A 22,171-nucleotide genomic window follows, 5' to 3' on the forward strand; every position below is an offset into this window, starting at 1 on the left:
TGCGGCAGGATGGCCGCATGATCCGTACCGTACGCCTGCTTCCCGCGCTGCTGCTGGGGCCCGTGCTGCTCACCGCCTGCGGCAGCGAGCGGGCAGGCGAAGCCGAAGCCGACCCCGCCGAACTGGCCTCACGGGCCCGCGCGTTGGGCATCGCCCCGGAGTCGGTGTACGCCACCGATGCCCCCGGTCACACCCTCGCCCAGCAGTCCGTCGGCGTCTACGGCGGCGACGGCTTCTCCGCCACCTACGTCTCCCGGCAGAAGGGGACGCAGGTCCGACTCACCGTCGATCGGGGCACGATGACCGCCGCCACCTGCGAACAGCAACCCGGCGCCGAGCCCTCCGCAACACCTGTCACCTGCGCTCTGGACGGCGACGCCTGGTACCGCAGCTCCGGGCAGTGGGCGGAGTACGCCGTCCCGAAGAAGGGCTTCGTCATCCGCGTCGGCGGCACGAACGTACCCCGCGACGTCCTGCGTGAGGCCGCCGACCACCTCCACCGCCCGTCCGCCGACGAACTCGACACCCTCCTGCCGTCCGCACCGGCCGGCGGCGAGCCGGTGGAGCGCGGCGACCTGCCGCCGGTCGGCGACGGAGCTCCGAACAACGACGTCGACGCGGGCGGCTGAGGGAACCGCTCACGGCAGGGCGCCGAAACCGGTTGCGTGCGCTGCCGCTGCCGCTGCCGCTGCCGCTGCCGGTGGCAGTCCGCCCGTCCCGCCTGCCTCTCTGTGCCCCCGAAAGTTTCTCCGCAAGCGTTTCCCTGGGACGTGCACCCCGGCCCGCATAAAGTCGGGTGGCATGACCGCACGCCTGCTCGTGTACACCCGCACCACCGACTACCGACACGACTCCATCCCGGACGCCGTCGCCGCCGTACGCGCACTGGGGGAGTACGCCGTCGAGCACACCGAGGACTCGTCAGCCCTGGAAGCCCCGCTGGACGGATACGCGGCCGTGGTCTTCCTCTCGACCAGCGGTGAGGTGCTGACCCCGGCCGGGCGGGACCGGCTCGCCCGCTACGTCGACTCGGGCGGCGGCTTCGTCGGGGTGCACGCGGCGGCCTGCACCGAGTACGACTGGCCGTACTACGGCGAACTCCTCGGCGCCCGCTTCGCCCGCCACCCCGCCCTCCAGCCGGGCAAGGCACTCGTCGAGGACCGCGACCACCCTGCGACCCGTCACCTGCCGGCCGTCTGGGAGTTCACCGACGAGTGGTACGACTTCCGCACCAACCCCCGAGGCGAAGGCCGAGGCCAAGACGGGGGACGAGGCCGCGTCCGGGTACTGGCCACCGCCGACGAGTCCTCCTACGACGGCGGACGGATGGGCCCGGACCACCCGCTCGTCTGGTGCCGCGAACAGGGCGCCGGGCGGGTCTTCTACACCGCTCTCGGCCACTCCTCCGAGGCCTACCGGGATCCCGACTTCGTGGCACATCTGGGCGGCGGAATCGGGTGGTCGGCCGGGGTGGAAGTGTGAGGCGCTCGGTGCGGTGGGGTCGCGCTCGGTAAACGGCTTCGGTGCAGGTTTTCGGTAAACGCCTTCAGCAAGCGTCCCCCGAAACGCGTTCAGTAAGCGTGCTCAGCAATGCGTGCAGTGACTGGTCGGCAGCGCGTGCGGTAACGCGTCAAGTGACGTTTCTGCGGTGAACCGTTTGCGCCATCGGGGTGAGTCCGGCCCACAGGGGCGCGGCGCTCGCGCCCGGCCGCGGAGATCCTCTTGTCCCGGAAATGGCACAGCAGGAGGAGCCGGACGTTGACTTACGGGACCAAGCTGCGGGAGCGGATCGCCGCACCGGGCACGACGCCGCTGATCGGCGTGTACGACATGTACTCGGCGTCCATCGCAGCCCAGCACTACGACGCGATGTTCGTCTCCGGTTTCGGCTTCGCGGCCTCCTACTACGGACTGCCGGACATCGGTTTCATCGCCTGGCCGGACATGATGGCGTTCGTCCAGCGGTTGCGGGGCGCGTTCCCGGGACACCACCTGCTGGTCGACATCGACGACGGCTACGTCGATCCCGAGGTCGCCTGCCATGTGGTGGAGGGCCTGGAGCGGATCGGGGCGTCCGGTGTGATCCTCGAGGACCAGAAACGGCCCCGCCGCTGCGGGCACGCCGACGGCAAACAGGTGCTGCCGCTCGCCGACTACCTCACCAAGCTGGACATGGTTCTGTCCACCCGCCGTGACATGGTCGTCGTGGCGCGGACGGACGCCACCGACGAGGCCGACATCCTGCACCGGGCCGAGGCCCTCGCGGCCACCGACGCGGACGTCGTCCTGGTCGACGGGGTGCGCAGCGTGGAGTGGATCCGCCGCATCCGGGGCGTCGTCGGCGACAAGCCGTTGCTGTTCAACCAGATCGCCGGCGGCAAGTCCCCGAGCCTGTCCCTCGGTGAACTCACCGACCTCGGCGTCGACATCGCGATCTACAGCACGCCGTGCCTGTTCGCCGCCCACCAGGCCATGCACTCCGCGCTGACCGACCTGAAACGTGCGGACGGCCGCCTGCCCGAGGCGGACGACACCGGCGGCGTCGGCGTAGGGACTGCCACCCGGCTGCTGGAGGGCAACCTCGCGCGGCTGCGATCCGTGCCGGAGAGTGCCCGCGGGTGAACCGAGCGCCCGCCCGCGGCGTCCTGGCCGGCACGACCTCGCTCCGTGCCCTGGCCATCGGGCTGTTCTGGGGAGGCGTCGGCCCCCCCTTCCCCGAACCCCGGGGGACGGGTCCGGCCATCCGTGCCTGTCCGTGCTGACGGGGCTGGTCGCCGGGCGACTCCTCACCGTCCCGGCGTCCTTGCTCGCCGGAAACGTAGGGATGCGGTTCCGGAAAACGACGCGAGCCCGCACGACGCGGCGACCTCGCCCCTACGGCGTCGCCCTGGGCGTCGTTCTGCCGGTCGCCGCCCTCCTCTGCTGGCCCAGGTGCGCGCGGTGCGGGACTGGCCGGCCAGCGAGCCGACTCCCGGCGGGGTGGGCGGGACCCGGACGGCGAGGCAGGACTCGCGCTGTTCGCCTGAGTCTTCGCCGGACTGGTGATCGCCGTCGGCCTGACGCTGCTGGCGCACGCGGTGCATGTGAGCAGGGGCGGGCGGATCGCGACCTGGGCAGACCGGGAACGAGCGTCCGTCGCCGTACGCGTCACCGCCCCGGCGGTGCGGTGCTCGCGCGCTCCACCAACCGTGTGGACAGCTCTGTGCGCGTCCCCTCCGGGTGCTCCCCGTCCATCATCCGCACCAGCAGACGGAGAGCCGTCGCCGCCATCTCGGCCAGCGGCTGACGGACGGTCGTCAGGGCCGGAGTGCTCCAGCGGGACTCTGGCAGATCGTCGAAGCCGACCACGCTGATGTCGTCCGGAACCCTCAACCCCCGCTCCGCCAAAGCCTCGTAGACACCGAGTGCCATACGGTCGGAGCACACGAACACGGCCGTCGGCGGCTCGGGCAGGTCGAGCAGTTCGCGCATGCGGTGACGGGCCACGGACTCGTCGAAGCCGCCGTGGCGGACGTACTCCGGGCGGTGACCCAGACCGGCCGAGGCCAGGGCGGAACGGTAGCCGGCCACGCGAGCGGTGCTGCACATCCTGCGGCGCGTTCCGGCGATCACCGCGATCCGTTCGTGGCCGAGGGCCAGCAGATGCTCGGTCGCCGTCACCCCGCCCTGCCAGTTCGCCGCCCCCACCGACACGACGCCCGGCGGCGGCTCCACCACCGGGTCGATCATCACGTACGGGATCCGGTGCTGTTCCAGCCACAGGAACTGGGACTCCGCCAGCTCGGCCAGGTTGAACAGCACGCCGGCCGAGCCGCGCGCGCTGAGCTTGTCCAGCCAGCCGCGCTGCGGACGGCCCGCGCGGGTACGGGACAGGGCGGCCGACACGACCACGTCCAGACCCGCGTCGTGCGCGGCCTCCTCGACACCGTGCAGCACCGCGCCCGTCCAGGAACTCGCCAGGGAGTGCACGACGAGATCGACCAGCCGGGGCGGCTTTGCCGGGTCGAAACGGGGTCTGCGCACGTAACCGAGCCGATCCAGCGCCTCGGTGACACGGCGTCGGGTCTCGGGAGCCACGTCCTCGCGGCCGTTGACCACCTTCGAGGCGGTGGGCACGGAGACCCCCGCCTCGCGGGCCACGACCGCAAGGGTCGGCCCGGCCGCCATGCTCGCACTGCCCGTGCGGACCATCGGGAACCACCTCTCCGGCCCGCCCGAGGGCCAGCGAAAGTTCGACCACCGCCCTTTCGGAGCCGATCCGACCCGACGGCTCACAGAAAGCGCTTGCTATCCTAGGTGTGCCTCAGCGTGGCGTGAAGATGCAGGAAACGGTTGCGCGGCGCGTGTCCGGTGAGTGCGCGGCCTGGGTGGTGGTGCGTGCCGGTGACGCTGTCGCGGGTGGATCGCCCTGGGCGGGGGCTGTCGGGCGCCCCGGGCGGGGGTTGCGACGACTTTTGGGCCGCGGGATGGGACGGGGCGCAGGTTGGGTCCGGTCGGGTCGGCGCGAGTCTGGGCGTGGGCTCGGAACCGAGGCCGGGGCCGCAGCCGGGTCAGGTGGGTCGGGTCGGGGACGGGCCCGAAGACGCTTTCGGCACCTTGCCGTCAGGTCCCCTCGAAGCGCCGGCGCGAGTCCTCGATCTGGCGAGGTACTGCTTCGTCCAGTCGCACAGTCCGTCGATCGTCACCCGCAGTGCGTGGCCCGGCTCGGTCCCGGTTTACTCGACCCGTGGTGGCACCGTGGGGTAGACAGTCCGCTCGACCAGGCCGTTGCGCTCCGGCAGGTGCAGGTTCTGGGTGAGCATCTTGTGGCTGATGCCCTTGATCTCGTAACTCGCTGAAACGCAGCGTCCGATCACCGAGCACCTCGGTGATCAGGAGCGCCCACTTGTTGGCGATGTCCGAGAAGATCTCCCGCGCCAGGGAGTCCGCACGCGTCAGGTCCGCGTCTTGGGTGAGCCCTTGGACTGCTTGGTCACCATCTGGTTCCCCAGTCACCGAAAAGTGCGTTCTTCCCTGCCGGCGCACACTCTCCTACGGTTCCTGAGTAACCACAAGTGACCACGGGGCGAGGTCCAGCGGGGCGGATGAAACGCGTACGAACCGCTTACGAATCCGTTTACGGCGTGCCTCCCCGCGAACGCTCACAACCGCTTACGAAAGAGACGGACAGTATGGCCATCACTCTGCTGAACCCCAGCGGTCTCCCGGAGATCGACGCCTACCGGCAGGTGTCGATCGGGACAGGCTCGAAGCTGGTCTTCGTCGCCGGACAGGTCGCCTGGGACGCGGACGGGATCACCGTCGGCGAAGGCGACCTCGCCACCCAGGTCGAACGGTGCTACCTCAACGTCTCCACCGCCCTCGCAGGTGCCGGCGCCTCCTTCGACGACGTCGCGAAACTGACCGTCTACGTCGTCGACTGGACCCCCGACAAGATGCCCCTGTTCCTCGAGGGTGCCGCGCGGGCGTCCTCGAAGCTGGGCGTCACGCCGGTGCCGCCGGGCACCCTGCTGGGCGTCGCGGCACTGGACGTGCCCGAGCACCTGGTCGAGATCGAGGCGGTGGCGGTCCTCGACTGAACAGCCGTCAGGGCGCGCCCGACGCCGCTGGTCGTCGAGCAGCCGTCACTTGAGGGCGCCCAGCGTCACACCGGTCCGCCAGTAGCGGCGCATCGCCACCATCATGATCGCCATGGGGACGATGGACAGCAGGGCGCCGGTCAGGACGAGGCTCGTCAGGTCGACGCCGGACTCCAGCCGCTTACCGCTCCAGTTGTACAGGCCGATGTTGAGCGTCCAGTTCTTCTCGCCGCGCAGCACGGTCAGCGGCAGGAAGAAGGAGTTCCAGGTGTTGACGAAGGCCAGCAGGAAGACGGTGGCGCCGCCCGTCGTCATCATCCGCAGCACGATGCTGACGAAGATCCGCAGTTCGCCGGCGCCGTCCAGGCGGGCCGCCTCCAGGAGTTCGAAGGGGACCGTCGCCTCCGTGTACACCTTGGCCAGGTACACGCTGAACGGGTTGATCAGGCAGGGGATCAGCATCGCCCAGGGCGTGTCGACCAGACCGATCTCCGAGAACAGCAGATACAGCGGGAGCGTCAGCAGGGCGATCGGGATGAGGAACGAGCCCACCACACACGCGAAAACGATGCCACGCCCCGGAAACTCGAACCGGGCCAGGCCGTAGCCTGTCGCAAGCGCGATCAACGTGCCGCCGAGCGAGCCGATCCCGGCGTACAGCAGGGAGTTGGCCGTCCAGCGCAGGAAGATGCCGTCCTCGTAGGTGAACAGCTGGTGCAGGTTGTCCCACAGGTGCCAGCCGGAGAACCACAAGCCGTTGCTCTGGTAGAGCCCGGTGCGGTCCTTGGTGGCGGCCACGATCAGCCACCACACCGGGAACAGACTGTAAGCGCTTGCCAGAGTCAGTCCGAACAGAAGGAACCTCTGACCTCCTCGGGAACGCGAGCCGGGATCCGGATGCGCGCGGCGGCGGACCGCCCGGGTGGAGGGCGGCTTGGCGCGGTCCTCGGTGAGCGTCATCGATCCGTCTCCTTCGAGGTCAACCGGTAGAAGAGGAAGGAGGCGATGCCCAGGATCAGTGCCAGGAGTACCGACAAGGCCGCCGCGTAGTGGTAGTTGCCGGCGTTGAACGCCTGGTTGTAGATGATCATGATTGGGGTGAAGTCGTCGTTCACCGTCTGCGGAGTGACGTTCCGGAACAGCGCGGGTTCGTTGAAGAGCTGCAGCATCTGGATGATGGAGAGCAGCCCTGTCAGCACCAACGCGCCGCGCACGTAAGGCACTTTGATGCTCCGCGCGATCCGTGTCTCCGAGGCGCCGTCCAGCCGGGCGGCCTCGAACAGCTCGCGCGGCACGGCCTGGAGCGCCGCGTAGATGATCACCATGTTGTAGCCGATGCCGTGCCAGGTGAGCAGGTTGCCGATCGAGGGCCACACCATCGACGGCGAGAAGAAGTTCCAGTCGACCCCGAGCGCCCGTCCGATGGACGTGAGCGGGCCCACCTCCGGACTGTAGAGGTTGATCCACACGATGGCCGCGACCACGCCCGGAATCATGGACGGCACCAGCAGCGCGATCCGGAACCGTCCGGCCACCCGTGAGGTGAGCGCGTCCAGGAGCAGCGCCAGCACCAGGCTGACGAACAGCATCACCGGAATCTGTACGCAGGCGAACAGCACCACGCGCAGGACCGAACCGAGGAAGTCCGCATCGGTCAGTCCCTGCCGGTAGTTGGCGAGGCCCGAAAACTCCTGCGTCGCACCGCCGAGGCCGAGTCCGGACTGCTGTTCCCGGAAGAGCGACTGGTACACGGCGTAGCCGATCGGGACCAGATAGAGGAAGACGAAGCCGAGTTGGAAGGGAACCGTGAACGCGGCCCCCTTCCAGCGCTGGGAGCGGATCATCGGCGGTGCCTCAGCCCTTGACGTTGATGCCGCGGGACTTCAGGTCGTCGACGGTCCACTTCTGCATGTGCGCCAGCAGGTCGGCGACCTTCTGCTCCTTGCTGACCACCTTGGCCCAGCCGGCCTGCAGTTCCGTGAACATCGCGGTCCAGTTCGGTCCGAACGCCCAGTCGGTGGTGACGGTGCTGAGGCTGTCCTTCACCACCTGCTGCGCGGGCTGGTAATCGCTGCCGAGCAGTTTCTCGGGGATCGACTCGGCGATGTAGGAATCGCTGTCGGCCAGTGCCGGCATCACACCGTTACCGGTTTCCGGGCTTGCCATCGTCTTCACGGCCGCCGGGTCGGTGGATATCCACAGCGCGGCCTCGGCAGCCTGCTTCTGGTGTGCACACTGCTTGCTCACCAGGGTCACGCTGCCGGTCAGGTTGGTGCCGGCCGGGGTCTTGGGTGCTTCACCGGTGAAGGCCGGCCAGGGGGACAGCGCCCACTTGCCGTAGGACTTGGTGAAGTTCTGCACCATGCCGGCCATCTGCCAGGTGGAGATCTGCCGGGTGACGGTACCGCCGTCGTCGTAGTTGCGTTGCACGGCCGCGTAGTCGGCGAAGGAGAGGGTGGAGTTGAGGTCGTTGTCGATGATGTCCTGGATCACCTTCGCGGCCTTGAGGGTGCCCGCGTCCTGGAAATCCACCTTCCAGGCATTGCCGTCGACGCTGTACCAGTGGGCGCCGGCCTGCATCGCGAGCACCTCCAGGGTGCTTGGGTCCTCACCGGCGAAATTGGTGATCTTGACACCGTGCTTCTTGAGTTCCTTGCCGACGGCGATGAAGTCGTCCCAGGTCGCGGGCGCCTCGAGACCGTACTTCTGGAAGACGTCGCTGCGGTAGATCGTGAAGTTGGGTGAGGAACTGGTGGGAACGCCGTACACCTTGCCCTGCACCTGGGCGCCCGCCCAGGAACCGGGATTGAACTTGTCCTTGCTCGGCCCGACGTACTGCGTGATGTCGGCGAGTGCGCCCTGTGAGACCCAACTGGTCACGTACTCGGCGGTGTTCTGGATCAGGCAGGGCGCGTCTCCCGCCTTGACCGCGTTGGTGAGCTGCTTCTGCATGGTCAACTGATCGGTGACCTTGGTGTACTTGAGCTGTATGTCCTTGTGAGAGGCGTTGAACGCCTTGACGACCGCTTCCTGGCCGTTGGCCCAGCCCCAGAAAGGCAGGGTGACCGGGCCGGACGCCGAGGGGTCCCCGTCGTCCGACCCGCCGCAGGCGGAGAGCAGACCTGTCAGTGCGATGCCCGCCACTGCGGCGCGGGCGAACCTTGTCCGGGGGCTGGTGGAGTTCATCTGACCGTGATCCTTCGGAGAGTAGGCGTCTCGGAACGAGAGAACGGCGGCTCGGCACTGACCGGAAAGGGTGGCCGTGCGGCGTCGGTGTCCTGCACGGCTCGGCGGCGGGAGCGGCTCGCGGGTGCGGGGCGGGCGGCCGAATGGGAAGGGCTTGAGCAACCGGTTGCCGCGCAGGTCTGAGGAAGTTGTAGTAACCGGTTGCTGTGGACGGTAGGCCGAGGGAACCGGCCTAATCAAGGGGCGTGCAGGGAAAAGTTGTGGCGAGGGAGGTCGCGAGGCGGAAACCGGTTTCGAACTAGATCACCGGCGTCGGCGAGCGCTCACCGACGCGGTCTTCGGCGGCCGCACCGAGTCCCGCACGACCACATGGGTGCCCAGCACCAGGTGCTCGCTGTCCCCGACGCCCACCTTGTGTCGGGTGCCGGCGGCGGCCCCCGCGCGCCGCCGGTCCGCCACCGCACGCAGGGCGACCCGCCCCATCTCCTCGTACGGCACGTGCACGGTGGTCAGTTGAGGCGTGAGCTGGGTGGCCAGCGGAATGTCGTCGTAGCCGACGATCGACACGTCGTCCGGCACCTGCAGGCCGGCCACGCGCAAAGCCTGGAAGGCGCCCGCGGCCACGATGTCGGTGCCCGCGAGGACGGCCGTGAAGTCCGGTGTGTCGTGCAGCGCCGCCTCGACGGCCGCGTACCCGTGCTCGTCGTCGTACGGACCGTGCCGCACCAAACCCGGGTCGAACGGCACTCCGTACGCCTCGAAGGCCCGGCGCGCGCCCCGCAACCTGCCCTGGGCGGTGGTGAGTTCGGCAGGACCCGGCAGGACCAGCACCCGCCGGTGGCCCGCCGAGAGCAGGTGGCTGGCCATGGCGTACGCCCCGGACTCGTTGTCGTAGTCGACCGTCGTGGCCGGCACATCGCCCTCCAGCGGTGGCCGGCCGACCAGGACGAGGTGCGAACCCGCCGCATCGAGGGAACGCGCGAAGCGTGCCATGCGCAGCTGGTACTCGTCGAAGTCGTAGGCCCCGCCGAGCAGGACCACCGCGGCAACCCCCTGCTGGCGCATGAGGTTGACCAGAGTCAGTTCGCGTTCGGGATCGTCCCCCGTGGTGCCGACGAGCGACAGCCAACCGCGCAGGGTGGCCGCGCCTTCGACGCCCTTGGCAACATGTGCGAAAGCGGCGCCGGTGATGTTGTTCATCAGTATCGCCACCGTCGGCGTGCCGCCCCCGGCCAGGGAACGGGCATGCGCGTTGGTGACGTAATCGAGGTCGCGGACCACCTTCATGACGCGGCGGCGCAACTCGTCCGAGACCGGATAGTTGCCCGACAGCACCCGCGAGACACTCGCCACGGAGACGCCCGCGCGCTCCGCCACATCCCTTATGGTCGCCCGGCCGATGTCGCCGGTCGTCTTGCGTTGACTCACCGTGGTGGCTCCTTCACTTCTGCGCGCATCCGAGGAACGGCCGTAACGGCCCTCGGCGGGTCGCCGTGTCCCGCTCATCGGTCGGACCGGCGCTCTGTCCGGCACCGGTGCGGGAACCGTATCCCGCGGTTCTCCTCTGACGGTGGGCCTGTGGATAACCGTCGAGAGCGGTTGAGTGAAGGCGGCGGAAGAGGGCGTGGACCCTTCCCCCCGACGCCGTCGGCTCGCGCTGCGGCGGCAGGAATGCCAGGTCAGCGGTGCAGCGTGGGTGGTCCGCCGGGTTCGTCGGGTCGGTCGGGCCCGGTCAGGCCACCCGTGCCAGGTCCTCGTGACGTACCTCGTGGGCGAGCGGCAGTCCCTCGGCCAGCCGTTCCAGCTCTCCCACGACGATGCGGCCGAGCCGCTCCAACTCGTTGCCGAGGGAACCCGCGATGTGCGGAGTGAGAAACACGTTCGGTAGCCGGTAGAGCGGGGAGTCGGCGGGCAGCGGCTCGGGCTCGGTGACGTCGAGGATCGCGTGCAGCCGGCCGGAGACCAGTTCGTCGGTGAGGGCGGCGTGATCGATCAGCGCGCCGCGGGAGGTGTTGATCAGTACGCCGCCGTCGCGGACGAGGGCGAGCCGGTCCCGGTCGAGCATATGAAGGGTTTCGGGGATGTCGGGCGCATGCAGGCTGACGATGTCGCTGTACCTCAACAGGTCTTCCAGCGGCAGTAGTCGGGCGCCCAGTTCGGCCGCCTCGGCGGGGTCGATGTACGGGTCGTGCAGGAGGACCTCGAACTCGTAGGGGCGCATGAGTTCCAGCAGCCGACGGCCCACGCGTGAGGCCCCGATGACGCCCACCCGGCGGCCGATGTTGCCGAGGGGCGCCGTCTCGTCGGCGGAGGGGTGGGCGTGGGTGCGCCGGAAACGCTCCCGGTGGGTGAAAGCGTCCTTCCCGGCGAGCAGGATCATGGCGAGTGTGTACTCGGCGACCGGAACGGCGTTGCCGACAACCGCGCTGGAGACGGTGATCCCGTGTTTCCACAAGGGCTCTCCGATCAGGGAGCGGACTGAGCCGGCGGCGTGCAGCACCGAGCGCAGCCGGGGCGTCGCCGCCAACGTGTCCGGACCGAGGCGGGGGCAGCCCCAGCCGGTGATCAGGACCTCGGCGCCCGCCAGGGCGGTCGCGGCGGCCGGATCGGCGAAGTCCCGCACGACGAGCGTGGGGTCGATGTCGGCCGTCCGCCGCAGCCTGGTCAGGAGTGGCACGGGGAACAGCAGGGGGAGGTGCACCGGATCCATGGCGAACACGGCCCTGGGCAGCTGGGCGCTGGGCATGACTCTCCTGAGGTGCGTGGGAAACGTTTTCTGAAAGCGTCTTCTACGGTAGGTGGGGCCGTGAGACCGGGTCAATCGGTCGGACACGTCGTCATGGACGTGACCTCCGCAGGCTGGGCATCGGCCAAAAGCCCATGTAGAAACGGGTTTTGGGGCAGCAGTTGCGCTGAGGGTACGCCGACCGGTGGGGTGGGGAAACGTGTTTCCCCTCGCCGGGGATGGTGGCTGCGGCCGGAAGTCGTCACAACCGGTTGCCAAGCCCGCGATAGGGCCGGGCCGGTGCTGAGCAAAGCTTCGAGCGGAGTAAGCGGTTTGCGAGCGGTTTCCCGCGCGGCTCTGTATCCGCGCAGGTAGACGGGGTTGTCTCGGGGTTTCGAGCAGCCCCGGACGCCTGCGGCGCACCGCCTTGCTCCACTCGCAGAGTTTTCGAAACTGTGCGCACCCCCTTGACGAGCCATGAGGAGCGGAACAAGCTCTGCCCACTCGGCCGTAGCAACCGGTTGCTACGTGTTACCGCGGCTTCGTGCGACTTCTGCGTCTCCATGCCCGCGCACCGTCGCACACCACGGCTTGGGCGCCGCAGTCATGTCGTCGATGCCCCGTCACAGCGCATTTTTCTCCCTACGCCTCCAAGGAGAACCGCATGAACACGCCCCTGTCTCGCCGTACCGCTCTTCAGGCGGCGGGCGCCACCGTGATCGCGGCCGGACTGTCCGGCACGACAGCCGCGGCGGCCCAGGCCGACGAGGACAACCCCGCTGCCAGGCTGGTCACTTACTCCCGCCCGGCCACCATGCCGACCAACACGAGCTTCAAGGTGCGGGTGCGCACCGTCCCCGACGGGGACTGGCAGACCCTCGACATCTGGCGGCCGCAACTGGAGGAAATCAACCCCACCACCGGTTCCGGCAAGGTCTACAACACCTCGATGGTCTGCTTCGACTTCCGCGGCTCGGCCGAATTGGAGGTCACCTACCGCCAGGGCGGCACCACGAAGGCACGCGTGCGACCGGACGTGCTCGGCATCACCCCCGAACTCCTCGGCGACACAGTGCGGTTCACACTCGACGAGCCGCGCGACATCGTCGTACAGATCAACGACGAGATCTTCGACTGTCTGCACGTCCTCACCAACCGCGTCGACCCGAACCCGCCGGTCGCCGACGACCCCGACGTGATCTACTTCGGGCCCGGCGTGCACACCGTGCCCGGCAACGTACTGACCGTGCCGAGCGGCAAGACCGTGTACCTCGCGGGTGGAGCCGTCCTGAGGGCCCAAGTGTTCTTCAAGGATGTGGAGAAGGCCGCCCTCATCGGCCACGGAATGCTCCACGCGGGTCCCGGCGGCATCTTGTGCGAGGGCAGCAGGAACATCCGCGTCGAGGACGTCGTCATCATGAATCCCAACGGATACGCCGGCACCTTCGGGGAGAGCGAGAACGTCCACGTCAGGAAGGCGCGCTCGTTCAGCTCCAAAGGCAACGGAGACGGTTTCGACGTCTTCTCCTCGACCGGCGTCGTCTTCGACGGCTGCTTCATGCGCAACTCCGACGACTGCTTCGCCATCTACGGCCACCGTTGGGAGTACTACGGCGACACCCGCGACATCACCATCCAGAACTGCACCCTGTGGGCCGATGTCGCCCACCCCGTCAACGTCGGCACCCACGGAAACACCGATGCCCCCGAGATGATCGAGAACCTGGTGATCAGGAACGTGGACATTCTCGACCACCGCGAGCCGCAGATGGGCTACCAGGGCTGCATCGCCCTCAACACCGGGGACTCCAACCTCATCAAGAACGTGCGTATCGAGGACGTCCGTATCGAGGACTTCCGATGGGGCCAGGTCATCCACATGCGCGTGATGTACAACACGAAGTACAACACCTCGGTCGGCCGCGGCATCGAAGACGTCTATGTCAAGAACCTCACCTACACCGGCGGCCACGCCAACCCGTCGATGTTCCTCGGCTACGACGCGGACCACGCCGTCAAGAACGTCACCTTCGAGAACCTGGTGATCAACGGCAAGGTCATCGCCGACTCGATGCGGAAACCGGGCTGGTACTACACGACCGACGCCATGCAGTGGTTCTCCAACGAGCACGTCGTCAACCTGAAGTTCCTCACGACGGCCGAGGCGGAAGCGGCCGCACAGTGAGCCCGGTCAGCCGTCGCGGCCTGCTGAAGTCCTCCACCGCGCTGCTGCTGGCCGCGGGCACCAGCACCTCGATCGCGTCCTCGGCGCAGGCGGCCGCCGAGGGGACAGGTGACACCTTCGCCTTCACCCATCCGGGCCTGCTGCACAGCGCCGCCGACCTGGCCCGTATGAAGTCCGCGATCGACCGTGTGCAGTCGCCTGTCCACGACGGGTACCTGGCGCTTGCCGCCCACAGTAGATCGCAGACTGCATACACTCCGCAGAACACCGGCCAGATCACCTCCTGGGGCCGCGGACCCTCCAACTTCATGGGTCAGGCCGTCGCCGACTCGGCCGCGGCCTACCAGAACGCCCTGCTGTGGGCCGTCACCGGAAACCGCGCCCACGCAGACAAGGCCCGGGACATCCTCGACACCTGGTCGGCCTCGCTCACGATCATCACCGGCGCGGACGGCCCGCTCGGCGCGGGCCTCCAGGCCTTCAAGTTCCTGAACGCGGCCGAGTTGCTGCGCCACACCGGTTACGACGGCTGGCCGGACGCCGACATCGCGCGCTGTGAGCGATCCTTCCTGGACGTCTGGTACCCGGCCGTCTCCGGCTACATGCTCTACGCCAACGGCAACTGGGACCTGACGGCACTTCAGACCATCCTTGCCATCGGCGTCTTCTGCGAGGAGCGCACCCTCTTCGACGACGCCCTGCGCTTCGCGGCCGCCGGCGCCGGCAACGGCAGCGTCGCACACCGGATCGTCACCGCCGCGGGCCAGGGCCAGGAGAGCGGCCGTGACCAGGGTCACGAGCAGCTCGCCATCGGTCTCCTGGGGGACGCCGCCCAGGTCGCCTGGAACCAGGGCGTCGACCTGTGGGGCTTCGACGGCCACCGCATCCTGGCCAACGCCGAGTACGCAGCCCGCTACAACCTCGGCGGCGCAGTTCCCTTCACCCCCGACCTCGACCGCACCGGCAAGTACATCAAGACAACCGTTTCCGACAAGGTCCGCGGCACCCTGCCCCCGATCTACGAGATGTACCACGCCCACTACGTCGGCGTGCGCGGTCTGCACGCCCCGAACACCGAAGCCGCCGTCTTCCGCGGCACCGGCGGGACGCGGGTCGTCGAGGGTGCCAACGACGACCTGCCCGGCTGGGGGACATTCGCCTACGCGGGTGCGGCCGCGACCGAGCCCGGCATGCCCGTGCCTCCCGCCGGCGTCACGGCGGTGGGGGAGGAGAAGGCGGTTACCGTGTCGTGGCTGCCGTCGGCCGGGGCAACCGGTTACACAGTGCTGAGAGCCGCACGCATCAACGGTCCCTACGAAGCCGTCACCACAGGCCTGGGGATGCCGGCGTACACGGACAGCGGTGTCGGCGCCGGACGCACGTACCACTACACGGTTTCCGCCTCCAGCCCGCGGGGCGAGAGTGGGCCTTCCACGGTCGTGACGGCAACCGCCGGCCTCCCCGCGCCCTGGGCGACGGCCGACATCGGCTCCATGAAGATCCCCGGCTCCGCCCACTTCGACGGGGAACGGTTCGTGCTGGAAGCCTCCGGCACCGCCGACACCTACCACTCGGCCCACCTTCCCCTGCACGGCGACGGCGCGGTCACCGCCCGGGTGGTGTGGCCGCTCAGCTCCCAGTACTCCAAGATCGGCGTCACCGTGCGCGCCTCCCTCGACGCGGACGCCCCCCACGCGTCGATGCTGATCCAAGGGCTGCCGCTGCACACCTGGAGCGGGGTGTGGACAGTACGCCCGAGGGTCGGTGTGCCCGTCACGGCGAGGGGCAGCACTCCCGTGCCTCCCTCCCAGCAGGAAGCGATCACCGCCAGGGCGGCCTTCCCGATCTCCGACCTCGGCGAGCTGCCCGAGTCCGCGACCCCGCTCGCCGCTCCCCACGTCGAGGGCGCGGGCGACGGATACCGGTTGCGGATGCCTTACTGGGTGCGGGTGACGCGTGAGGGACGGCGCTGCACGGGGGCCATCTCCGCGGACGGTGTCCAGTGGACGGTCGTCGGCACGACCGAGGTCGACGGTATGCCGAAGACCGTATACGCGGGCCTGCTCCTCACCTCCTCCCTCGGCGTCGACGAGCCCTACGCCGACACCGGCACCGGCGCCTTCGACAACGTCAGGGTGACCGCCCCCGACGGAGACGTCTGGCGCACCCCCCGCCCTGCCCGTACCCCCTCCGATCTCCGAGCGACAGCCGGATCGGCAGGTGTCCGGCTCGCCTGGACCGACCTGGATCTCTCCGCCCGCTACACCGTGCTGCGCGCCCCACGTCCCCACGGCCCCTACCGCACCATCGCCACGAACGTCGGCGCGGTCGGCTTCGGCGCCCGCATCCGCTACACCGACCCGAGCGGAACGCCCGGAGCGACGTACCACTACGCCGTCGCCAAGACCAACTGCGCCGGGAGCGGGCCCCGTTCGTCATCCGTGGCCGTCCTCGTGCCGGAGGCGACCGCCGCACCCACGCGGCCGGCATCCGCCGCGAGCACCCCGCTGCCCGCCCCCTGGACCCACGGCGACCTCGGTGACGTCGTTCTCGACCGGCGGGCGTACGGCACGCTCGGTGTCGCGGCCGTCCTCACCCCGGGTGATGCGATCCATGACGGCGACAGCATCCTCACGGTGCGGGGCGCGGGGAGCGACCTCAATGTCAACTCCCAGGGGATGACGGGCCACTTCGTACGGCAGATGGTTTCAGGTGACTGCGAGGTCACCGCCCGGCTGCTCTCCCGGGAGGGCACCACGGCCGACCGCGTCGGCCTGCTGATGGCCAAGTCGCTCTCGCCTTTCGACCAGGCGGCGGGCCTGATCGTCACCGGCGGCACCACGGCACAGTTCATGCTGCGCCAGACCGTGGCAGGCGCCTCCGCCTTCACCGGCACGACCACCGTCCGACTTCCTCTCCTGCTACGGCTGAAGCGCACCGGAACCGTTTTCTCCGCGGCCGTCTCCACCGACGACGGCGCCACCTGGACCCCACTGGCCCAGGGCGAGGTACCCGCCTTCGGCGACGCCCCCTTCCACGTGGGCCCGGTCGTCTGCTCCCGCAGCCAACCGTCTCTCTGCACAGCGAAGTTCAGCGAGGTGATGGTCACCTCGCGGTAGATCGGGTCCCCCCCCACGGATCCCCCCACGATGGGAGCCCCACCCCATGAGCCGCACATCCCCCCAACCCCCGTTCCCCCACAACCCCTCCCCGCACACCGCCCCCTCGGGCCCCTCTTCCCCCAGCCCTCGAGACCACCTGAGCCGCCGCGGTCTGCTGAAGACCGCGGGCGGGCTCACCGCCGCCCTCGCCCTGGGTGCCGGCTCGGCGCCCACCGCGGCGGACGCGGCCCCGGCGGCCTTCACCCACCCCGGCATGCTGCACAACTGGGGCGACATCAACCGTGCCAAGGTCAGGGTCGCCGCCGGGAACGACCCCTGGCTGTCCGGCTGGAACAGGCTGACGGCCAACGCCCACGCCCAGTCGACCTGGACACCCCGCCCCCAGGCCACCGTCGTCCGCGGCGGCACGGGCGAGAACTACGGTCTTCTCTACAACGACATCGCCGCCGCCTACCAGAACGCCCTGCGCTGGCAGGTCACCGGCAGTGAGGCGCACGGGCGCTGCGCCGCGAACATCCTCAACTCCTGGTCCTCGACGCTGACCACCGTCACCGGCAATGCCGACCGCTTCCTGGCCGCAGGCATCTACGGCTGGCAACTCGCCAACGCCGCCGAACTCGTGCGGGACCACGTGGCGTTCGACCTGGCGGCCTTCCAGGAAATGATGGTCAGCGTTTTCTACCCGCTCAACAACCAGTTCCTCACCGGCCACAACGACGCCTGCATCACCAACTACTGGGCGAACTGGGACCTGTGCACGATCGCGTCCGTCATGGCGATCGGCATCCTCACCGAGGACGCCGCCAAGTACGACCAGGCCGTCACCTACTTCAAATCCGGTGCCGGCAACGGCTCGATGGCCCACGCCGTGCCCTACCTCCACACCGACGCCGACGGCTACGCCCTCGGCCAGTACCAGGAGTCCGGCCGGGACCAGGGCCACACCGTCATGGGCATGGGGCAGCTCGGCGCGATCTGTGAGATGGCCTGGAACCAGGGCGACGACCTCTACTCCTACGACAGCCGGCGGTTCATGAAGGCCGCGCAGTACGTCGCCAAGTACAACCTGGGCAACGACGTGCCGTTCACCACCTACACCTGGGGCAGCGGCCAGAACTGCGCCCAGCAGTCGCACACCGTCGTCTCGGCCTCGTCCCGCGGCCAGGTCCGCCCCGTCTGGGCGATGCTCCACTACCACTACAACCGCCGCCTGGGCCTGGACGACAAGTACATCGCGCAGATGTGCTTCTCCGTCGCCCCAGAGGGGGGCGGCGGAGACTACGGCTCCACCAGCGGTGGATACGACCAGTTGGGTTTCGGCACCCTCATGTACGCCAAATAGCCCTGCGTGGGACTCGTGCACCGGAATACCGTGCACCGCTGTGGTGCTCTGGTGTTACCGGTGCGCGAGCGCGGCGAAGGGCTGGTGGGCAGATGACGGCAGGCCAGGCGAACCCCGGGACCAGGGCTTGTCAGGATCCGGTGACCACGACTCCGTACGGGCTCGTGCGCGGCCGCTACGAAAACGGTGTCGCGGTTTTCCGAGGGATCCCGTACGCGGCACCGCCGTTCGGCCCGCGCCGCTTCCGGCCCCCTGCGCCGCCCGAGCCCTGGGACGGTGTGCGCGACGCGGGCGCCTTCGGGCCGACGGCGCCGAAACCGCCGTACTCCGAGGCCTTCGCCCGGTACCTGTCCGATCCGGTCGTCGGGGGGGACGACTGTCTCAATCTGAACGTCTGGACGCCCGAGCCGGGGCCGGGCGCGCGGCTGCCGGTCGTGGTGTGGTTCCACGGGGGTGCGCTGACCAGGGGTTCCTCGGCGGTGCCCGTGTACGACGGGCGGCACTTCGCACGGGACGGTGTCGTGTTCGTCTCGATCAACTACCGGCTGGGTGTGGAGGGTTACGGAGTGTTTCCGGGTGTTCCCGCCAACCCGGGCCTGCGCGACCAGCTGGCGGCGTTGCGCTGGGTGCACGACTCGATCGGGGGCTTCGGCGGCGACCCCTCTCAGGTCACCCTGGCCGGGCAGTCCGCCGGTGCCATCAGCGTCGGCGCCCTGATCGCCGCCCCGCAGGCCCAGGGCCTGTTCCGGCGGGCGGTGCTCCAGAGCGGGCCGCCGGAGGCCTTCGAGCGGGACAAGGTGCGGCGCATGGTCCGCCGGATGGCGAACCGGCTGAAGGTCCCGGCCACCGCCGAGGCCTTCGCCGCCGTCGACCGCGACCTGCTGCTGCGTACCCAGGTCGAGATCGGCAGGCTCAGCAGTCCGGTGCTGGGCGGGCCCGCCTTCGGGATCGTCATCGACGGCGACCTCGTCCCGCGCCACCCGCTCGAGGCCCTCGTCGACGGGGACGCGGCCCCCGACACCGACCTGCTGCTCGGCTGGACCCGCGACGAGTACCGGCTGTGGCTCGTCCCGGGCGGTCTGCTGGAACGGGTGGACCGCCTCGGCGCCGTCGCCCTCGCCGGCGCCATGGCCCGCTGCCACTGCGGCCCCGAGGTGCCGCGCGGCTACCGGTCCCTGCGTCCCGAGGCGGGCACCGCCGAGACGGTCGGCCAGATGGTCACCGACCACCTGCTGCGGCTGCCGCTCCAGCGGCTGGCCGAGGCCCGGCCCGGCGCCTCGTACGTGTACGAGTTCGCCTGGCCGTCACTGCGGCCGGGGCTCGGCGCGTGCCATGCCCTTGAGCTGGGCTTCGTCTTCGACACCGGAGACACGTCCGACTCCGCGAGGCTCGCCGGGGACGGCGCTCCGCAGGACCTGGCCGACGCCATGCACGGCGCGTGGGTGCGGTTCGCCACGACGGGCGATCCGGGCTGGGAGCCGTGGGACGCGACGCATCCCGTGCGGGTCTTCGGAGAGGTCGACAGGATTTCGTATACAGAATGCGGTCTACGGGATCGTGAACGCGCCCTCTGGTCGGCTGACGCCCGCCGCACCGCGGAAGCGAGCGAGGACGCCGGGGAGTCCGAAGCGCTCTCGTCGCCCGCGGCACCGGACGCCCTGACCGGCCGGCCCGTGCGCGGCACCGAACTGCGCGCGGTGGTCCGTCGCCTGCGCCGCGCCGGGGGAGTCAGCCGGGACTGACCCGCCCGCCGGCTCACCGTCCTCGCCGCGAACCCTTGCCGACCGCACCCACCGAGTCCCGTACCACCACGTGCGTCCCGAGCAACAGATGCTCGGCCGCCGCGCCCGGTGCCCGGCCCAGTACGGTGCGGACGGCGAGGCGGCCCAGTTCCTCATAGGGGACGTGGACGGTGGTCAGGGCCGGATACAGGTCGCGGGCGAACGGAATGTCGTCGTAACCGGCCAGCGAAACGTCTCCCGGGACGTTCAGGCCTGCCTCGTGGAGCGCCGTCAGGGCGCCCGCCGCCACCATGTCGGTCGCGGCGACCACGGCCGTGAACTCCAGTCCCTGGTCGAGGGCCTGCCGCAGCAGACGGTGACCGGAGTCGCGGGTGAAATCGCCGTACAGGACCAGCGCCGGGTCGGGTTCGAGGCCACGCACCCGATGGGCCGCGAAGTAACCGCGTTCGCGGCCCATCGCCGTGGTGTGGTCCGGTTTCCCGCCGAGAAACAGCACCCGTCGATGGCCCTGTGCGAGGACGTAGGACACCAGGGCGTGGGCGCCGCCCTCGTTGTCGTACTCGACGACCGTCACCGGCGCACCCGGGCCCAGCGGCGGGCGGCCGCACAGCACCAGGCGCGAGCCGGCCGAGGCCAGCGAGTCGGCGATACGACGGGTCCGTTCGCGGTACTCCGGAGTGTCGGCGGCGCCGCCGACCAGGAGCACGGCGGCGGCCCGCTGCGACCGCATCATCTCCACGAACTCCAACTCCTGCCGCACGTCGCCCTCGGTGCCGCAGACCAGGCACAGATGGCCGTGCCGCGTCGCCTCACGCTCCACACCGTGCGCCATGTGCGCGAACGACGGCCCCGTGATGTCCTCCAGCACGAACGCCAGCGTCGGTGTCCCGGCCCCGGCGACCGCCTTGGCCCGCGCGTCCGCGACGTAGTCCAGCGCACGCACCGCCCCCAGCACCCGGGTCCGCGTCTCGGCGCTCACCGGATACACCCCGCCGAGCACCCGCGACACCGTCGCCGCGGACACGCCCGCGCGGGCCGCCACGTCACGGATGGTGCTGCGCGCCGCGTCGCCGCTCTTCCTCGTCATGCCCGCCCCTCCGATCGGAAACCCGGCGGCAACCGGTTTCCCGAGCGGAGGCTAGCAGCGACGGCCACGGATGACGGGACTCCTGCGACGACAGAACCTTCCACGCCCCCGACCCGCCGACCTCCCCCTGGCCGACGGCTACCAGGAGGCGACAACCCCAGCCGGTCAGGTCGCCGTCAGTGTCCGCGCGATCGACGCGACCGCGTCCGGACCCACCCGGCAGCAGCCGCCGATCAGCCGGGCGCCCGAGTCCCGCCAGGCGAGGACCTGTTCGGAGGCGAACGTGGAGCGGCCGTTCCAGGCGCGGGCCTCGGCGTCCCAGACCTCACCGCTGTTGGGGTAGACGACGACCGGCTTCCCGGTCACCCGCGCCGCGGTCGCCACGGCGCCCTCGACGTCCTCCGGCGCGCAGCAGTTCACGCCGACCGCGATCACCTCGTCGGCCTCGGCGGCCAGCACGAACGCCTCCTCCAGAGGCTGCCCCGCACGCGTGCGATCACCCGCGACGCTGTACGACAGCCAGGCCGGTACGCCCAGCCCGCGCACCGCCCGCAGCAGCGCCTCGGCCTCCTCGGCGTCGGGCACCGTCTCCAGCGCAAGTACGTCCGGCCCGGCGGCCGCCAGCACCTCCAGGCGAGGCCGGTGAAACCGCTCCAGCTCGTTTACCGTCAGCCCGTAACGACCGCGGTACTCGGAGCCGTCCGCGAGCATCGCCCCGTACGGACCCACCGAAGCCGCCACCCACAACGGTTGCCGTGCGCCCTTGTCCCGAGCCTGGCGGGCGGCTTCCCGGGCCAGTTCCACGCTCAGGGCGAGCAGCCGGGCCGCTTCCTCGCGTTCGATCCCGCGCTTGGCGAAGCCCTCGAAGGTGGCCTGGTAGCTGGAGGTGATCGCCACGTTCGCGCCCGCCTCGAAGTAGGCGAGGTGCGCCTCGGTGATCGCCTCGGGCCGTTCGGCGAGCAGCCGCGCCGACCACAGCTGGTCACTCAGATCGTGTCCGGCGGACTCCAGCTGGTTGGACATGCCGCCGTCGAGGACCACGGCCCCGGCGCTGAGCGCCTCGGCGAGGGCGGGACGGTGCGCGGCGGAACCGTGCGCCGAGGGACCGTGGGCCGAGGTGCTCTGCGGAGAGGTGCCGTGCGGAGAGGAGGTGTCGCTGGTCATGCACCGACGCTAGTCGAAGCCGTCGCGGACGAGCCGACT

16 protein-coding genes and 1 pseudogene are annotated in these 22,171 nt (G+C 69.8%); 8 read left to right on the forward strand and 9 right to left on the reverse strand.

Features of this window, described 5'->3' with window-relative positions; all coding sequences use genetic code 11:
• The first annotated feature begins 17 nt into the window (after positions 1–17).
• The 3 genes from ACFWJX_RS00550 to ACFWJX_RS00560 all read left to right on the forward strand — a co-directional run bounded on the left by ACFWJX_RS00550 (position 18) and on the right by ACFWJX_RS00560 (position 2,622).
• Entirely contained in the window at positions 18–629 is a 612-nt protein-coding gene (locus ACFWJX_RS00550; RefSeq protein ID WP_383234633.1) for a hypothetical protein, read from the forward strand.
• A gap of 172 nt (positions 630–801) precedes the next feature.
• Positions 802–1,482, forward strand: a complete 681-nt coding sequence (locus tag ACFWJX_RS00555) for a ThuA domain-containing protein (RefSeq protein WP_383234636.1) — start codon at positions 802–804, stop codon at positions 1,480–1,482.
• Positions 1,483–1,758: 276 nt separating this feature from the next.
• A complete protein-coding gene (locus tag ACFWJX_RS00560; RefSeq protein ID WP_383234639.1) occupies positions 1,759–2,622 on the forward strand; it encodes an oxaloacetate decarboxylase in 864 nt (287 codons plus the stop codon).
• 525 nt (positions 2,623–3,147) lie between these two features.
• Here the strand turns inward: ACFWJX_RS00560 and ACFWJX_RS00565 are convergent.
• Both ACFWJX_RS00565 and ACFWJX_RS00570 read right to left on the reverse strand, forming a co-directional pair.
• Positions 3,148–4,191 carry a LacI family DNA-binding transcriptional regulator gene (locus tag ACFWJX_RS00565; RefSeq protein ID WP_383234642.1) on the reverse strand — a complete coding sequence of 348 codons (1,044 nt, stop codon included), beginning with the start codon at positions 4,189–4,191 and terminating at the stop codon, positions 3,148–3,150.
• 411 nt (positions 4,192–4,602) lie between these two features.
• Positions 4,603–4,979 (reverse strand): annotated as a pseudogene (locus tag ACFWJX_RS00570) (winged helix-turn-helix transcriptional regulator).
• 192 nt (positions 4,980–5,171) lie between these two features.
• Between ACFWJX_RS00570 and ACFWJX_RS00575 the strand changes: the two are divergent.
• The gene (locus ACFWJX_RS00575) at positions 5,172–5,579 is read left to right on the forward strand and encodes a RidA family protein (protein WP_383234645.1); all 408 of its coding nucleotides are present in this window, start codon (positions 5,172–5,174) and stop codon (positions 5,577–5,579) included.
• A gap of 45 nt (positions 5,580–5,624) precedes the next feature.
• On the opposite strand, the gene ACFWJX_RS00580 is transcribed toward ACFWJX_RS00575, so the two are convergent.
• From ACFWJX_RS00580 to ACFWJX_RS00600, 5 genes are all read right to left on the reverse strand, one after another.
• A complete protein-coding gene (locus tag ACFWJX_RS00580; protein ID WP_383234649.1) occupies positions 5,625–6,539 on the reverse strand; it encodes a carbohydrate ABC transporter permease in 915 nt (304 codons plus the stop codon).
• A complete protein-coding gene (locus ACFWJX_RS00585) occupies positions 6,536–7,423 on the reverse strand; it encodes a carbohydrate ABC transporter permease (protein ID WP_383234652.1) in 888 nt (295 codons plus the stop codon). Before ACFWJX_RS00585 ends, ACFWJX_RS00580 begins: the two co-directional genes overlap by 4 nt.
• Positions 7,424–7,433: 10 nt before the next feature.
• On the reverse strand, positions 7,434–8,765 hold the full coding sequence (locus ACFWJX_RS00590; protein ID WP_383234655.1) for an ABC transporter substrate-binding protein: 1,332 nt from the start codon (positions 8,763–8,765) through the stop codon (positions 7,434–7,436).
• A gap of 303 nt (positions 8,766–9,068) precedes the next feature.
• Positions 9,069–10,193, reverse strand: a complete 1,125-nt coding sequence (locus tag ACFWJX_RS00595) for a LacI family DNA-binding transcriptional regulator (RefSeq protein WP_383234658.1) — start codon at positions 10,191–10,193, stop codon at positions 9,069–9,071.
• A 304-nt stretch (positions 10,194–10,497) separates the two neighbouring features.
• Positions 10,498–11,511, reverse strand: coding sequence for a hydroxyacid dehydrogenase (locus tag ACFWJX_RS00600; RefSeq protein WP_383234661.1), 1,014 nt, complete (start codon positions 11,509–11,511; stop codon positions 10,498–10,500).
• Between the two features lie 643 nt (positions 11,512–12,154).
• On the opposite strand from ACFWJX_RS00600, the gene ACFWJX_RS00605 reads away from it, so the two are divergent.
• The 4 genes from ACFWJX_RS00605 (at position 12,155) to ACFWJX_RS00620 (ending at position 19,881) form a co-directional block, all read left to right on the forward strand.
• Positions 12,155–13,675, forward strand: a complete 1,521-nt coding sequence (locus tag ACFWJX_RS00605; RefSeq protein ID WP_383234664.1) for a glycosyl hydrolase family 28 protein — start codon at positions 12,155–12,157, stop codon at positions 13,673–13,675.
• A complete protein-coding gene (locus tag ACFWJX_RS00610) occupies positions 13,672–16,794 on the forward strand; it encodes an alginate lyase family protein (RefSeq protein WP_383234667.1) in 3,123 nt (1,040 codons plus the stop codon). Before ACFWJX_RS00605 ends, ACFWJX_RS00610 begins: the two co-directional genes overlap by 4 nt.
• Positions 16,795–16,933: 139 nt before the next feature.
• Positions 16,934–18,139 carry an alginate lyase family protein gene (locus ACFWJX_RS00615; protein ID WP_383235879.1) on the forward strand — a complete coding sequence of 402 codons (1,206 nt, stop codon included), beginning with the start codon at positions 16,934–16,936 and terminating at the stop codon, positions 18,137–18,139.
• 92 nt (positions 18,140–18,231) lie between these two features.
• On the forward strand, positions 18,232–19,881 hold the full coding sequence (locus ACFWJX_RS00620; protein ID WP_383234670.1) for a carboxylesterase/lipase family protein: 1,650 nt from the start codon (positions 18,232–18,234) through the stop codon (positions 19,879–19,881).
• A 13-nt stretch (positions 19,882–19,894) separates the two neighbouring features.
• Here ACFWJX_RS00620 and ACFWJX_RS00625 read toward each other — a convergent pair whose 3' ends face one another.
• A complete protein-coding gene (locus ACFWJX_RS00625) occupies positions 19,895–20,968 on the reverse strand; it encodes a LacI family DNA-binding transcriptional regulator (protein ID WP_383234672.1) in 1,074 nt (357 codons plus the stop codon).
• A 165-nt stretch (positions 20,969–21,133) separates the two neighbouring features.
• Complete coding sequence (gene mmuM / locus ACFWJX_RS00630) at positions 21,134–22,132, reverse strand: homocysteine S-methyltransferase (RefSeq protein ID WP_383234674.1); 999 nt, start codon at positions 22,130–22,132, stop codon at positions 21,134–21,136.
• Positions 22,133–22,171 lie beyond the last annotated feature (39 nt).

The sequence above is a fragment of the Streptomyces sp. NPDC058335 genome (genome assembly GCF_042723915.1).
GTDB lineage: Bacteria > Actinomycetota > Actinomycetes > Streptomycetales > Streptomycetaceae > Streptomyces.

Bases quoted from the DNA above. Each gene is read 5' to 3' on its own strand.
- ACFWJX_RS00620 (WP_383234670.1), top strand. From the start codon at position 18,232: ATGACGGCAGGCCAGGCGAACCCCGGGACCAGGGCTTGTCAGGATCCG.
- ACFWJX_RS00585 (WP_383234652.1), bottom strand. From the start codon at position 7,423: ATGATCCGCTCCCAGCGCTGGAAGGGGGCCGCGTTCACGGTTCCCTTC.
- ACFWJX_RS00555 (WP_383234636.1), top strand. From the start codon at position 802: ATGACCGCACGCCTGCTCGTGTACACCCGCACCACCGACTACCGACAC.
- ACFWJX_RS00600 (WP_383234661.1), bottom strand. From the start codon at position 11,511: ATGCCCAGCGCCCAGCTGCCCAGGGCCGTGTTCGCCATGGATCCGGTG.
- ACFWJX_RS00590 (WP_383234655.1), bottom strand. From the start codon at position 8,765: ATGAACTCCACCAGCCCCCGGACAAGGTTCGCCCGCGCCGCAGTGGCG.
- ACFWJX_RS00625 (WP_383234672.1), bottom strand. From the start codon at position 20,968: ATGACGAGGAAGAGCGGCGACGCGGCGCGCAGCACCATCCGTGACGTG.
- ACFWJX_RS00580 (WP_383234649.1), bottom strand. From the start codon at position 6,539: ATGACGCTCACCGAGGACCGCGCCAAGCCGCCCTCCACCCGGGCGGTC.
- ACFWJX_RS00550 (WP_383234633.1), top strand. From the start codon at position 18: ATGATCCGTACCGTACGCCTGCTTCCCGCGCTGCTGCTGGGGCCCGTG.
- mmuM (WP_383234674.1), bottom strand. From the start codon at position 22,132: ATGACCAGCGACACCTCCTCTCCGCACGGCACCTCTCCGCAGAGCACC.
- ACFWJX_RS00575 (WP_383234645.1), top strand. From the start codon at position 5,172: ATGGCCATCACTCTGCTGAACCCCAGCGGTCTCCCGGAGATCGACGCC.
- ACFWJX_RS00565 (WP_383234642.1), bottom strand. From the start codon at position 4,191: ATGGTCCGCACGGGCAGTGCGAGCATGGCGGCCGGGCCGACCCTTGCG.
- ACFWJX_RS00605 (WP_383234664.1), top strand. From the start codon at position 12,155: ATGAACACGCCCCTGTCTCGCCGTACCGCTCTTCAGGCGGCGGGCGCC.